Raw genomic sequence first — 14744 nt, forward strand, 5'->3', positions numbered from 1 at the left:
GCCCGACCTACAGGTCGGGTAAGCGAAAGTGCCACCCGACACTTACCCACTACAGCGGCTGCGTCTGCGCCTCAACCACCGCCAGCGCCACCATGTTCACGATACGGCGCACCGAGGCAATCGGGGTTAATACATGCACCGGTTTCGCCACCCCCATCAACACCGGCCCGACGGTCACCCCTTCTGAACTGGAGACGCGCAGCAGGTTGTAGCTGATACGCGCCGCTTCCACGTTCGGCATGATCAGTACGTTGGCAGAGCCTTTCAGCGGGCTGTCCGGCATCCGCTCGTTACGGATGCTCTCCACCAGCGCGGCATCGCCATGCATCTCCCCGTCGATCATCAGCTCCGGCGCACGCTCGCGCACCAGCGCCAGCGTCTGGCGCATTTTGCAGGCGGCAGCCGATTTGGATGAGCCAAAGTTGGAGTGCGACAGCAGCGCCACCTTCGGTTCGATACCGAAGCGACGCACCGTTTCCGCCGCCATCACCGTAATTTCCGCCAGCTGTTCCGGGGTCGGATCGTCGTTAACGTAGGTATCGGCAATAAAGGTGTTACCGCTTGGCAGCAGCAGCGCATTCATCGCCCCGGCAGTATGCACGTTGTCGCGATAGCCGAAGATCTCCTGCACCACGCTGAAGTGCTCATGGTACTCACCGATGGTGCCGCAGATCAGCGCGTCGGCTTCACCGCGGTGCACCATGATCGCCCCGATCACCGTGGTGTTGCCGATCACCGCCCGCTGCGCCTGCTCCTGGGTGATCCCCCGGCGCTTCATGATGCTGTAGTACTCGCTCCAGTACTCCTTGAAGCGTGGATCGGATTCATTGTTGACGATCTCGAAATCGACGCCTGGCTTGATCTGCAGACCCAGCTTCTGGGTACGCATCTCGATCACGCTCGGACGACCAATCAGGATCGGCTTTGCCAGCCCCAGGCTTACCAGCTCCTGAGTGGCGTGCAGGACGCGCGCCTCCTCCCCTTCCGCCAGCACCACGCGTTTTGCGTCCGCGCGCGCCTGGGAGAAGATCGGCTTCATGAACAGGTTGGTTTTGTAGACGAATTCGGTGAGTTTATCGACGTAGGCATCAAAGTCGGCGATCGGGCGCGTTGCCACGCCGGAATCCATCGCCGCTTTCGCCACCGCTGGCGCAATTTTGACAATCAGACGCGGATCGAACGGCTTCGGAATAATGTAATCCGGGCCAAAGCTCAGATCCTGATCGCCATAGGCGGAGGCCACCACTTCGCTCTGCTCCGCGTGGGCCAGCTCGGCAATGGCGTGAACCGCTGCCAGCTTCATCTCTTCGTTGATGGCGGTCGCGCCGACGTCCAGCGCCCCGCGGAAGATGAACGGGAAGCAGAGAACGTTGTTCACCTGGTTTGGGTAGTCTGAACGACCGGTACAGATAATGGCATCCGGGCGTACCGCTTTCGCCAGCGGGGGCAGGATCTCCGGCTCCGGGTTGGCCAGGGCGAGGATTAACGGCGCGCGCGCCATCTTCATCACCATCTCTTCGTTCAGCACTTTCGGGCCCGAGCAGCCAAGGAAGATATCCGCGCCGTCCACCACCTCTGCCAGAGTGCGCCTGCCGTCATCCTCCACGGCGTAGGCAGCTTTGGTCTCCGCCATATTGGCTTCGCGGCCTTTATAAATAACGCCTTTGGAGTCGCAGACCACAATGTTGTGCTTCTGCATCCCCAGCGCCACCAGCAGGTTCATACAGGCGATAGCTGCCGCACCCGCACCGGAGACCACCATGCGCACGTCAGAGAGGTTTTTCTCCACCACCCGCAGGCCATTGAGGATAGCGGCGGTGCTGATGATGGCGGTTCCGTGCTGGTCGTCGTGGAATACCGGAATGTTCATCCGCTCGCGCAGTTTCTGCTCGATGTAGAAACATTCCGGCGCTTTGATGTCCTCAAGGTTGATGCCGCCAAAGGTCGGCTCCAGCGCGGCCACCACGTTGATAAATTTATCCGGGTCGAGCTCATCCACTTCAATATCGAACACGTCGATACCGGCAAATTTCTTAAACAGTACGCCCTTGCCTTCCATCACCGGTTTACCGGCCAGCGCTCCGATATTCCCCAGCCCCAGCACCGCGGTGCCGTTGGAGATCACCGCCACCAGGTTGCCGCGGGCGGTGTATTTGTAGGCCGCCAGCGGATCTTTTTCGATTTCAAGACAGGGCGCGGCCACGCCCGGCGAGTAGGCTAACGCCAGGTCGCGCTGGGTGGCGAGAGGCTTGGTGGGGGAGACCTGAATTTTGCCGGGTACAGGGAATTCATGAAAATCGAGGGCACTCTGTTTCAACTGATCGTCCATTGTAAGGTTCCTTTCACGTGTCGTTCAAAATGGGTGATGTTGTTATGGTCTGAGTTCACCCAGGGTGGCGGATAGTATCGCTGCTGACCGCGGTTCAAACTTTGAAGGGTGCCAAAGTCTCACTATCCAAAAACAAAAATTGTTATCAATTTATAACAATCATGTTACCTGCCCAGCGAAGCAAGACCATGTCCGTCTGCTATGCTTTTTTGTTAAGTCCATCGCGAATTTCGCAGAAGTGTGATCTAACACACTCCACCAACTCTTTTATTTTCAAGGAGTCATCATTTATGAACCAACTAGACGGCATCAAACAATTCACCACAGTCGTGGCTGACAGCGGTGATATCGAGTCTATTCGCCATTATCAACCCCAGGATGCGACCACCAACCCGTCGCTGCTGCTGAAGGCCGCCGGGCTTGAGCACTTCTCGCACCTGATTGACGACGCTATTACGTTTGGTAAAGCCCGCGGGAAGACCAAAGAGCAACAGGTTGCCGAGGCCAGCGACAAACTGGCGGTGAATATCGGTAGCGAAATTCTGAAAAGTATTCCGGGGCGCGTCTCTACCGAAGTGGACGCCCGGCTGTCGTTCGACCAAGAGAAGAGCATCGCCAAAGCGCGGCAGATTGTGCAGCTCTACGAGGAGCAGGATGTGGAGAAATCGCGCATTCTGATCAAGCTGGCCTCTACCTGGGAGGGGATCCGCGCGGCCGAAGTGCTGGAGAAAGAGGGGATCAACTGTAACCTGACCCTGCTCTTCTCCTTCGCTCAGGCGCGTGCCTGCGCCGAAGCCGGGGTGCATCTGGTTTCACCGTTCGTCGGGCGTATCTACGACTGGTATCAGGCCCGCCAGCCGATGGACCCCTATGTGGTGGATGAGGATCCCGGCGTAAAATCCGTTCGCAATATCTACGATTACTATAAGCAACACCGCTACGAAACCATCGTGATGGGCGCCAGCTTCCGCCGGACCGAACAGATCCTGGCCCTCACCGGCTGCGACCGCCTGACCATCTCCCCTAACCTGCTGAAAGAGTTGCAGGAGAAAGATGAGCCGGTTATTCGCCGTCTGGTGCCCTCCTCCACGGTGCTGCCAAAACCCAAACCCATGACCGAAGCCGAATTCCGCTGGGAGCATAATCAGGACGCCATGGCGGTCGAGAAGCTGTCAGAAGGGATCCGTCTTTTTGCGGTCGACCAGCGCAAACTCGAAGATCTGCTTGCCGCCAAACTGTAACCTTGCCATGGAGTGAACTATGTCCCGTAAAGAGTTAGCCAATGCCATTCGCGCCCTCAGCATGGATGCCGTGCAAAAAGCCAATTCCGGTCACCCAGGCGCGCCGATGGGCATGGCCGATATTGCCGAAGTGTTGTGGAACGACTTCCTGAAACATAACCCTAACGATCCGACGTGGTATGACCGCGACCGCTTTATTCTCTCTAACGGTCACGCCTCGATGCTGCTTTATAGCCTGCTGCACCTCTCCGGCTATAACCTGCCGCTTGAGGAGTTGAAAAACTTCCGTCAGCTGCACTCAAAAACGCCGGGGCACCCGGAACTGGGTTATACGCCAGGGGTTGAAACCACCACCGGGCCGCTCGGTCAGGGGCTGGCGAATGCGGTCGGGCTGGCGATTGCCGAGCGCACGCTGGCGGCGCAGTTTAACCAGCCGGGACATGAGATTGTCGATCACCATACCTATGTCTTTATGGGCGATGGCTGTCTGATGGAGGGGATCTCGCACGAGGTCTGTTCCCTGGCGGGCACGCTGGGCCTGGGCAAGCTGATCGGCTTCTACGATCACAACGGCATCTCCATCGACGGCGAAACCGAGGGTTGGTTCACCGACGACACGGCCAAACGCTTTGAGGCCTATAACTGGCACGTGGTGCATGAGATTGACGGCCACGATCCAGAGGCACTGAAAGCGGCCATTCAGGAAGCGCAAAGCGTAACCGATAAACCGTCGCTGATAATCTGTCGCACGGTCATCGGATTTGGTTCCCCGAACAAAGCCGGCAAAGAAGAGTCCCACGGCGCGGCGCTGGGGGAAGAGGAAGTAGCTCTGACGCGGCAGAAGCTGGGCTGGAAATACCCGGCCTTTGAGATCCCTAAAGAGATCTACAAAGCCTGGGATGCCCGTGAAGAGGGCGAAAAAGCGCAGGCGGCCTGGAACGACAAATTTGCTGCCTATCAGAAAGCCCATCCGGAGCTGGCGGCAGAGTTCAGCCGTCGCATGGGGGGGGGCCTGCCTGAAAACTGGGAAGAGACCACCCAGGCGCTGATTGAGAATTTACAGGCTAATCCGGCGAAAATCGCCACCCGTAAGGCCTCGCAAAACGTCCTTAACGCTATTGGCCCGATCCTGCCGGAGTTGCTCGGCGGCTCGGCGGACCTGGCACCGAGTAACCTGACTATCTGGTCGGGCTCCACCTCGCTCAAGGAAGATATCGCCGGGAACTACATCCACTACGGGGTGCGCGAGTTCGGCATGACCGCTATTGCCAACGGTATCGCCCACCACGGCGGGTTCGTGCCTTATACCGCCACCTTCCTGATGTTTGTGGAGTATGCGCGTAACGCCGCGCGTATGGCGGCCCTGATGAAGGCCCGGCAGATCATGGTTTATACCCACGACTCCATCGGTCTGGGGGAAGATGGTCCAACTCACCAGGCGGTGGAACAGCTGGCCAGCCTGCGTCTGACGCCAAACTTCAGCACCTGGCGACCATGCGATCAGGTTGAAGCCGCTGTCGGCTGGAAGCTGGCGATAGAGCGCCACAACGGCCCGACGGCGCTGATCCTCTCCCGCCAGAACCTGGCGCAGATCGAGCGTACCCCGGAACAGGTGAAAAATATTGCCCGCGGGGGGTATATCCTGAAAGACAGCGGCGGCAAGCCGGATCTGATTCTGATTGCGACCGGTTCGGAGATGGAGATCACCGTCAAGGCGGCGGAGAAGCTCACCGCCGAAGGCCATGCAGTACGGGTGGTGTCGCTGCCTTCAACGGATATCTTTGATGCTCAGGATGAAGAGTACCGCGAGTCGGTGCTGCCATCAGACGTGACGGCCCGTGTGGCGGTGGAAGCGGGTATCGCGGACTACTGGTACAAATATGTCGGGCTGAAAGGGAAGATTGTCGGCATGACCGGCTACGGTGAATCCGCCCCGGCCGAGAAGCTGTTCCCGTTCTTCGGCTTTACGGTGGAGAATGTGGTCGAGAAGGCGCAGGCCTTACTGTAAGGGGTTTGCCCGGCGGCGCTGCGCTTGCCGGGCCTGGAAGGTTAACGTCATCCGTGGGCCGGGTTAGCGCAGCGCCACCCGGCATTTTAGCGCGTTATCCACAACGTCGGCCATGCATCCGGCCCATGCCAGTTATCACAGCTTGGCTCTTCCGCATACCGTACCAGACGGAAGCGCTGACCGGTAAAACGCCAGCGCGTCTGGATGCCGCAGTCGGCAATCCCGCGTCCCAGCGCCAGGGTCGTCAGCTCGCGGCTCTTCTCATCAAAACTGGCGTTCATTAACTCCATCTCGCTGCTGTCGCTGGCGGGAACAAACGGCAGGCGCAGACGTACCGCATGGGAAGCAAACGGCTTTTTGCGTGAGACCAGCCAGGCCAAATCGACGGTGTTGTACGCCCCCGCCTCGCAGCCAACCATCAGCAGCGCTTTGTCATCCGTCAGGGCGGTGACCCGCACTTCACGACGCGCCGGGTCAAGTGAACACTGGCTGTTGTTGATACGCCAGGTGCCATAGTCGAGCAGATCGCTGCGCTCCTCGCGAGTGAGCGGCGTCGGCGTCGGGTTTACCACGGCCACCTCTTTTAGCGCCGGTGCGGGCGGTACGCTCAGCGGGGGTTGCGCCCCTTTGTTGATCCACGCGGTTTCGCTTCCGCCACGCTTTTGCTGGGCATCAATAAACTGTAGCGCCTCTTTCATCCCATCCAGGGAGATGACCTGCTTGCCACCAGCGAGCGTGATGACCCTTTTTTGCTGAAGCGTAGTCAGCAGGGCAGTAATGGTGGCGGCATGGTCGGTCGTCAGACGCCAGGGGGTGATTTGCCAGTGCGGGGGGCCAAGCTGCAACGGCTCGCCGTCGAGCAGCAAGCGGGGAGCAATGGCGGGCTGTTTAGGATCGGGCGTTGCCAGCCCACCGAGATCGATGCGCAGCAGCGCGTCAGTTTTTGCACCCGCGCTGCGGCTTAAGGTCATCACCAGCCCGTGATGTTCGCCGGTATTACGGGCGATGCAAAAGTTCTGGTTGTTGCAGGTCACCTGCCAGTCGATAAACGACCGCTGTGCAGGTGCTGCCCGGGCTAACGTCGCGGGCAGCACGCTGAGCATGAAAACAAGTAAAAGGCAGTGACGCATGAATAGCAGGATCCCGGAAGCAATAGCTGAACAGACAGAGCGTATCTTCCTGCTCAGACCGGGGTTGCTCAATCAGATTTATCGGATAGATTTATTCTGAATACATCTTATTAACGGCAACAAGATCAAGCCATTAACCCGGAACTTTGCAAATACTGTAATAATATCACCGTTTTGCCGTCCCGTATTTCACCCGATTGTATCATCGATAATGCCTGAGCAAAGGGCAGCTCCAGCACCTCGATCTCCTCATCTTCGATGCCCCCGCCCTCTCCGGCGCGCCGGGCGTCGCTGTATTCCGCCACGAAGAAATGGACGATTTCCGTTACGCCGCCCGGAGACATATAGAGCTCAAAAACTTTGCGTGCCTCGCCGACGACAAAGCCGGTCTCTTCAATCGCCTCTTTGCGAATGCACACTTCCGGCTCATCGTTATCCAGCAGTCCGGCACAGGTTTCAATCAGGCGCCCGTCGGGGTTGCCATTCACCCAGGTGGCAATGCGGAACTGGCGAATCAACACCACGCTCTGCTTCTCACGGTTGTAAAGCAGGACCGTGGCACCGTTGCCCCGATCGTAAACTTCGCGTTTGTGGCGCACCACCTCACCGTTACGCCGCGTCAGATCGTAGGTCAGGTTGCGCAGGATGAAATAGTTATCCGAAAGGCACTTGTCTTTAATTAATTCAATTTTCACGGTAATACGGGCTCCGTTGCGCTCAATACTGGCCATACTACGCTGCGAAGCCCGCCTTGTCGCCCGTCGGGTTAATGTTCGGTGGGAGAATCGACCCCAAGCCAGTCGGCGATCCCCAGGGCGGCGTGTCGCCCTTCCGCCATCGCCGTTACCACCAGATCGGCTCCCCGCACCGCGTCGCCACCGGCAAATATCTGCGGGTTGCTGGTCTGGTAGCGATAGCGCGATTCCACGCTTGCCGCAATCCTGCCCCAGTCATCCACCTCAACCCCCTGCGCCTGTAGCCAGGGCATCGCATGCGGGTTAAAGCCAAAGGCCATAATCACCGCCCCGGCAGGCATCACAAACTCGCTGCCCTCGATGGGCTCCGGGCGACGGCGTCCCTGCGCATCCGGCTCACCCAGCCGGGTGCGCAGCAGGCGGATGCCGTTGACCCGCCCGGCGTCATCGAGAGTGAGCTCTACCGGCTGGACGTTAAACTCAAAGGTCGCGCCCTCTTCTCTGGCGTTTTTAACCTCTTTTTTCGAGCCCGGCATATTGGCCTCATCCCGGCGATAGGCGCAGGTGACATTCGCCGCTCCGTGGCGCAGGGCGGTGCGCACACAGTCCATCGCCGTATCGCCGCCGCCCAGCACCACGACGTTGAGTCCGGCGGTATCGACAAAGGGCTCTTCCACCGACGGCGGCAGCCCCATCAGCTGACGAGTGTTGCCCACCAGGAACGGCAGCGCATCGTAAACGCCCGGCGCATCTTCGTTGGGAATACCCGCTTTCATTGAGCGATAGGTCCCCACCCCAACAAAGAGGGCATCGTACTCGCTGAGCAGCTGCGCCAGCGGGATATCTTTACCCACCTCGCAGTTCAGTTCGAAGCGGATGCCCATGGCGGTGAAGATCTCCCGACGGCGGGCCAGCAGGGATTTATCCAGCTTAAAGGCCGGAATACCGAAGGTGAGCAGGCCGCCGATTTCCGGGTGGCGGTCAAAGACCGTGACGCTGACGCCGCGACGGATCAACGCGTCAGCGCACGCCAGCCCGGCGGGTCCGGCGCCGATGATGGCCACCTGCTTATTGACCGGCGTAACGTGGCTCAGATCCGGTCGCCAGCCTTTCGCCAGCGCCTGGTCGGAGATATAGCGTTCGATGTTGCCAATGGTCACCGACCCGGCCACGTCGCGCACCGTGCAGGCGCCCTCGCACAGTTTGTCCTGCGGGCAGACCCGGCCTGTTATCTCCGGCAGGCAGTTGGTCTGGTGAGAGAGCTCGACCGCCCCAGCGATATCCCCCGCTTTCACCCGTTCGATCCACTGGGGGATATGATTGTGCAGCGGGCAGGTCCATTCGCATACCGAGTGCTCGCCGCAGGTAAGGCATCGGTCGGCTTCCCGCTTCGCCTGCGCCGGACGGAACGGCAGATAGATTTCGTTGAAATTACCCGCCCGCGCCTCAGGGGTGAGCTTATCCGGCTCGCCACGCGCGGGCGTAGCTTCCAGCTGCTCGCGTTTGCTACCTGTTCTGGTCACGCTCGCCGCCCGGGTCTGCCACGGCTGGGCCTCATGGCGCGCCGTGCGCAGTTGCCGGGCGCGAGCCAGCTGGTTCAGGTTATCGGGCGTCACCAACGACAGGGCATCCGCCGGGCAGTTCGCCACACAGGCGGGCCCCTGCGGACGCTCAAGGCAGAGATCGCACTTCTGAGCGGTAGCCGCCAGCGGTGTAGTGACAATCTCGATGGTGCCAAACGGGCAGGCAACCACACAGGCTTTACAGCCGATACATTTGCGCTGATCCACCTGTACACTGTCATGCATGCGGCTGATGGCCCCGTTCGGGCAGCTCTGGGCGCAGGGGGCGTTTTCACAGTGGTGGCAGGTTACGGCGCTCTGTTTAGTGCCCTCTTTGACCACGGTGATGCGCGGGGTAAAATGGCGCTGGCTGAGGGCATGTTGCTCATTATTATGTGCCATGACGCAAGCGACCTCGCAGGCATAGCATCCAATACATTGCTGGCTATTTGCCATAATAAAACGGTTCATGACGGTTCCCTTGCTGGCCCTGATAACCTTATTCTTTTAACGGAATAGTGTATTTACCCACCGCAACGGTAACAGGCAATGTTCATTTGCCCAGGAACGGAAAATATTTCGCCTGAACCTGTATCAGATCAATTTATTTCAGCGCGGGTGAAATTACGTTTCATTCCCCAGCACAAATGCTTATCAGGACGCGACCGGTGAGAGTTAAACAACCTGTTTCACGCAGCCTTGCCCGGGCCTTTTTCTCCATCATTGCCCTGTCGCTGCTCACCAGCGCGATTGCGCTGTTTACTCTCGCCAGCGGCCAGCGTGATGCTGAAGCCATCAACCTGGCCGGTTCGTTACGGATGCAGAGCTATCGCCTGGGTTACGACATCCAGCGGGGCAGCGTCGACCTGGTGCCTCATCGCCGGATCTGGCAACAAACCCTGGATGCCCCTGCCCTGCAAACCCTGAACAGCTGGTATGTCCCGGACGAGGTTAAGCAGCACTATCGCCAGCTGCAGATCCGGTGGCAGGCGGTGGATCAGAAACTCGCTCAGGGTGATTACGCCTGGTATCAGGCGCAGATGGACGAGTATGTGGCGCGTATCGACGCCTTTGTCCTCTCCCTGCAGCACTATGCCGAACGTAAGATCACCCTGGTCTTCGCCATCTCCTTTGCCGGTGGGGCCAGTATTTTTCTGCTGGTGTTTGTCACCCTCCGCCGCATCCGCCAGCAGGTTGTCGCCCCGCTCAATCACCTGGTCACCTCCAGTTTGCGCATTGAACAAGGTCATTTTGATACCCCGGTGCCGAATACCGATCTCTCCAATGAGCTTGGCCTGCTCTCCCGCACCTTTAACCATATGTCGGCGGAGCTGCACACCCTCTACCGCTCGCTGGAGATTTCGGTTGAAGAGAAGACGCACCACCTGCACGAAGCCCACCAGCAGCTGGAGATGCTGTTTACCTGCTCCCAGGCGTTGAACACCGACAAGATTGACAGTCACTGCTTCCGCCACATCCTGCACATTGTTTGCGAATATACCGGGATCACGTATCTGGCCCTGCACACCAGCGACGGCTGGCAGATGCAGGAGGGTGAAGCCGCACTGCATCTCGACACCCAGGTGCTGCCGGTAGTGATGATGGAGACCCGCTTCGGTGAGCTGCGCTGGCAAAGCGCGCAGCGCCCCGTCCCGATGCCGCTGATGAAAAGCGTGGCGACGATGCTTGGCCGCGGCCTCTTTTCCAACCAGGCGCAGAAGCACTATCACCAGCTGCTGTTGATGGAGGAGCGCGCCACTATTGCCCGTGAACTGCATGATTCGCTGGCGCAAGTGCTCTCTTATCTGCGGATCCAGCTGACGCTGCTCAAACATGCGGTGCCGGAAGAAAACGAAACGGCGCAGGGGATCATTACCGATTTTTCCCAGGCGCTGAATGCCGCCTACCGCCAGCTGCGCGAGCTGCTTACCACCTTCCGCCTGACGCTGAACCAGGCCAATCTGCCGGCTGCGTTGCAGGAGATGCTGGATGACTTACAAAAACAGACCGCTGCGCGGCTGACTCTCGACTGCCAGCTTTCGTCTCTGGCGCTGGATGCACAGATGCAGGTCCACCTGTTGCAGATTGTCCGGGAGGCGGTACTGAACGCCATCAAGCATGCGCAGGCCAGCGACATCACGGTCTGCTGTATCACCGCCCCGGATGGCAAGCACACGGTGACAATTTGCGACAACGGCATCGGCATTGGTGATGCCAGCGAACCTCCGGGCCACTACGGTCTGAACATTATGCGTGAACGTGCCGACCGGCTGGGGGGAACCCTGAGCTTCTCACAGCCGCCAGCTGGCGGTACCCAGGTCAGCGTGCGCTTTTGTTCTTCGACCGCAACCGAGGGTAAATAACGGTAAAAACAGGCGGGGGATCGCCTGTCAGCCACGCAGATGAACAATACTCACCGCTGCACCAGGGCGATGGCGCGGAAAAAGCGCATGATAATTTACATTATCTCCTTTATTTCTCCACGTTTGACATCCCCCTTGCCGCTAGAGTGAAGCGGGCTATCTACAATGACGACGCGCAGCAAAACGAGGTCCTATTTTAATGGCGAATTTTTTCATCGATCGCCCCATTTTTGCCTGGGTGCTGGCAATTTTATTGTGCCTGACCGGCACGCTGGCTATTTTTTCTCTCCCTGTTGAGCAGTACCCGGATCTGGCCCCACCTAACGTGCGGATCACGGCTAACTATCCGGGGGCATCCGCACAAACTCTGGAGAACACCGTTACCCAGGTGATTGAACAGAATATGACGGGCCTCGACAACCTGATGTACATGTCCTCCCAGAGCAGCGCCACCGGCCAGGCGTCGATAACGCTCAGCTTTACCGCGGGCGCCGACCCGGATGAAGCGGTGCAGCAGGTGCAAAACCAGCTTCAGTCAGCCTTGCGTAAGCTGCCGCAGGCGGTGCAAAACCAGGGCGTGACGGTGCGTAAAACCGGCGATACCAACATCCTGACCATCGCCTTTGTCTCCACTGACGGTTCAATGGATAAGCAGGATATCGCCGACTATGTCGCCAGTAATATTCAGGATCCGCTGAGCCGTATCAACGGCGTGGGGGATATCGACGCCTACGGGTCGCAGTACTCCATGCGCATCTGGCTCGACCCGGCGAAGCTCAACAGCTTCCAGATGACCGCGAAAGATGTCACCGACGCCATTGAATCGCAGAACGCCCAGATTGCGGTGGGTCAGTTGGGGGGCACGCCGTCCGTGGATAAACAGGCACTGAATGCCACCATTAACTCCCAGTCGCTGTTGCAAACGCCCCAGCAGTTCCGCGACATCACCCTGCGTGTCAATCAGGATGGCTCCGAGGTGCGCCTGGGGGATGTCGCCACCGTGGAGATGGGGGCCGAGAAGTATGATTACCTGAGCCGCTTTAACGGCAAGGCGGCCTCCGGGCTGGGGGTTAAGCTGGCTTCCGGCGCCAACGAGATGGCCACCGCAGAACGGGTTATCGACCGTCTCGACGAGCTGTCGCACTACTTCCCGCACGGGCTGGAGTACAAAATCGCCTACGAGACCACCTCGTTCGTGAAGGCTTCTATTGAGGATGTGGTGAAAACCCTGCTCGAAGCCATCGCGCTGGTGTTTTTAGTCATGTACCTGTTCCTGCAAAACTTCCGCGCAACATTAATCCCCACCATCGCCGTTCCGGTAGTGTTGATGGGCACCTTCACGGTGCTCTACGCCTTTGGCTACAGCATCAACACCCTTACCATGTTTGCGATGGTGCTGGCGATAGGCCTGCTGGTGGATGATGCCATCGTGGTGGTGGAGAACGTTGAACGTATCATGAGCGAAGAGGGACTCTCGCCCCGGGAAGCGACGCGTAAATCGATGAAGCAAATCCAGGGCGCGCTGGTGGGTATCGCCATGGTGTTATCGGCGGTATTTGTGCCGATGGCCTTCTTTGGCGGTACCACCGGGGCGATCTACCGCCAGTTCTCAATCACCATCGTGGCGGCGATGGTGCTGTCGGTGCTGGTGGCGATGATCCTCACTCCGGCGCTGTGCGCCACCCTGCTTAAACCTCTGCATAAGGGGGAGCAACACGGTCAGAAAGGCTTCTTTGGCTGGTTCAACCGCATGTTTAACCGCAACGCGGCGCGCTATGAAGCGGGTGTGGGAGGGGTTCTGCATCGCAGTCTGCGCTGGATGCTGATCTACATTCTGCTGCTGGGGGGCATGGTTTTCATGTTCCTGCGGCTGCCCACCTCGTTCCTGCCGCTTGAAGACCGGGGCATGTTTATTACCTCCGTGCAGTTACCGAGCGGCTCGACCCAGCAGCAGACTCTGAAGGTAGTGCAGCAGGTGGAGTCGTACTTCTTTAATCAGGAGAAAGACAACGTGCTGTCGGTCTTTGCCACCGTCGGCTCCGGCCCGGGCGGGAACGGACAGAACGTGGCGCGTATGTTTGTCCGTCTGAAAGACTGGGATGAGCGCGATGCCACAACCGGCAGCTCGTTTGCCATTATCGAGCGCGCCACCAAAGCCTTCAGCCGCATTAAAGAGGCGCGGGTCTTTGCCAGCAGCCCACCCGCCATCAGCGGGCTCGGCAGTTCGGCGGGCTTTGATATGGAGCTGCAGGATCACGCCGGGGCCGGACATGATGCGCTGATGGCCGCCCGCGACCGTCTGCTGGAGCTGGCCGGAGAAGAACCTTCCCTGACCCGCGTGCGTCACAACGGTCTGGACGATAGCCCGCAGATGCAGATCGATATCGATCAGCGTAAAGCCCAGGCGCTGGGCGTCTCCATCGATGATATCAACGACACCCTGCAAACCGCGTGGGGTTCGAGCTACGTGAACGACTTTATGGATCGTGGCCGCGTGAAAAAGGTCTACGTGCAGGCGGCGGCCAAATACCGCATGTTGCCGGACGATATCAACCTGTGGTACGTGCGCAATAAAGAGGGCGGCATGGTGCCCTTCTCGGCCTTTGCCACCTCGCGCTGGGAGACGGGCTCGCCGCGCCTGGAGCGCTACAACGGCTACGCCGCGGTGGAGATTGTCGGTGAAGCCGCGCCGGGCGTCAGTACCGGAACCGCGATGGATGTGATGGAAAATCTGGTGCGGCAGCTGCCTGCCGGATTTGGTCTCGAGTGGACCGCCATGTCCTATCAGGAACGCCTCTCGGGAGCCCAGGCTCCGGCGCTGTATGCCCTGTCGCTGCTGGTGGTATTCCTCTGTCTGGCCGCGCTGTATGAGAGCTGGTCGGTGCCATTCTCGGTGATGCTGGTGGTGCCGCTGGGGGTTATCGGCGCCCTGCTCGCCACCTGGATGCGCGGCCTGGAAAATGATGTCTATTTCCAGGTAGGGCTGTTAACGGTCATCGGTCTGTCGGCGAAGAACGCCATTCTGATTGTCGAGTTCGCCAACGAGATGAATGAAAAAGGTCAGGAGCTGATGGCCGCCACCCTGGAAGCCTGTCGCCAGCGCCTGCGCCCCATCCTGATGACCTCGCTGGCGTTTGTGTTTGGCGTTCTGCCGATGGCCACCAGCTCTGGCGCGGGCTCCAGCAGTCAGCATGCGGTGGGTACCGGGGTGATGGGCGGGATGATTTCGGCCACTGTTCTCGCCATTTACTTTGTTCCGCTGTTCTTTGTTCTGGTACGGCGACGTTTTCCGTTAAAGGAAAAACAGAAATAAGATCTTGATAATAAAAAAGGCGTCCTGACCGGCCGCCTTTTTTGTGTGTTAATTTTCACACTTTTATTATTTAGAAAATTAAGTGCTCTTGCGTTACTTGCTG

General features: G+C 58.9%; 8 protein-coding genes. 4 read left to right on the plus strand and 4 right to left on the minus strand.

From position 1 onward, the window contains the following. Positions 1-49: 49 nt before the first annotated feature. Complete coding sequence (maeB, locus tag C2U54_RS21775; protein WP_103180664.1) at positions 50-2329, minus strand: NADP-dependent oxaloacetate-decarboxylating malate dehydrogenase; 2280 nt, start codon at positions 2327-2329, stop codon at positions 50-52. A gap of 290 nt (positions 2330-2619) precedes the next feature. Here maeB and tal point away from each other — a divergent pair, with 290 nt between their 5' ends. After that, positions 2620-3570 carry a transaldolase gene (gene tal, locus C2U54_RS21785; protein WP_103180666.1) on the plus strand — a complete coding sequence of 317 codons (951 nt, stop codon included), beginning with the start codon at positions 2620-2622 and terminating at the stop codon, positions 3568-3570. 19 nt (positions 3571-3589) lie between these two features. Then, the gene (tkt, locus tag C2U54_RS21790; protein WP_103180667.1) at positions 3590-5578 is read left to right on the plus strand and encodes a transketolase; all 1989 of its coding nucleotides are present in this window, start codon (positions 3590-3592) and stop codon (positions 5576-5578) included. An 86-nt stretch (positions 5579-5664) separates the two neighbouring features. On the opposite strand, the gene C2U54_RS21795 is transcribed toward tkt, so the two are convergent. From C2U54_RS21795 to aegA, 3 genes are all read right to left on the minus strand, one after another. Further along, entirely contained in the window at positions 5665-6708 is a 1044-nt protein-coding gene (locus C2U54_RS21795) for a DUF1176 domain-containing protein (protein WP_103180668.1), read from the minus strand. Between the two features lie 125 nt (positions 6709-6833). Then, positions 6834-7409, minus strand: coding sequence for a GDP-mannose pyrophosphatase NudK (gene nudK / locus C2U54_RS21800; protein WP_103181120.1), 576 nt, complete (start codon positions 7407-7409; stop codon positions 6834-6836). Between the two features lie 65 nt (positions 7410-7474). Next, a complete protein-coding gene (gene aegA, locus C2U54_RS21805) occupies positions 7475-9436 on the minus strand; it encodes a formate-dependent uric acid utilization protein AegA (RefSeq protein WP_103180669.1) in 1962 nt (653 codons plus the stop codon). 197 nt (positions 9437-9633) lie between these two features. On the opposite strand from aegA, the gene narQ reads away from it, so the two are divergent. Beyond that, entirely contained in the window at positions 9634-11328 is a 1695-nt protein-coding gene (gene narQ, locus C2U54_RS21810) for a nitrate/nitrite two-component system sensor histidine kinase NarQ (RefSeq protein ID WP_103180670.1), read from the plus strand. A gap of 199 nt (positions 11329-11527) precedes the next feature. Further along, positions 11528-14641: a multidrug efflux RND transporter permease AcrD gene (gene acrD, locus C2U54_RS21815; protein WP_103180671.1), complete on the plus strand. Its 3114-nt coding sequence runs from the start codon at positions 11528-11530 to the stop codon at positions 14639-14641. The last annotated feature ends 103 nt before the right edge of the window (positions 14642-14744 follow it).

The sequence above is a fragment of the Leclercia sp. LSNIH1 genome, from assembly GCF_002902985.1.
Taxonomy (GTDB): domain Bacteria; phylum Pseudomonadota; class Gammaproteobacteria; order Enterobacterales; family Enterobacteriaceae; genus Enterobacter.

Excerpts from the sequence above, each read along its gene's own strand:
- maeB (WP_103180664.1), bottom strand. The coding sequence starts at position 2,329 with ATGGACGATCAGTTGAAACAGAGTGCCCTCGATTTTCATGAATTCCCT.
- tal (WP_103180666.1), top strand. The coding sequence starts at position 2,620 with ATGAACCAACTAGACGGCATCAAACAATTCACCACAGTCGTGGCTGAC.
- tkt (WP_103180667.1), top strand. The coding sequence starts at position 3,590 with ATGTCCCGTAAAGAGTTAGCCAATGCCATTCGCGCCCTCAGCATGGAT.
- C2U54_RS21795 (WP_103180668.1), bottom strand. The coding sequence starts at position 6,708 with ATGCGTCACTGCCTTTTACTTGTTTTCATGCTCAGCGTGCTGCCCGCG.
- aegA (WP_103180669.1), bottom strand. The coding sequence starts at position 9,436 with ATGAACCGTTTTATTATGGCAAATAGCCAGCAATGTATTGGATGCTAT.
- acrD (WP_103180671.1), top strand. The coding sequence starts at position 11,528 with ATGGCGAATTTTTTCATCGATCGCCCCATTTTTGCCTGGGTGCTGGCA.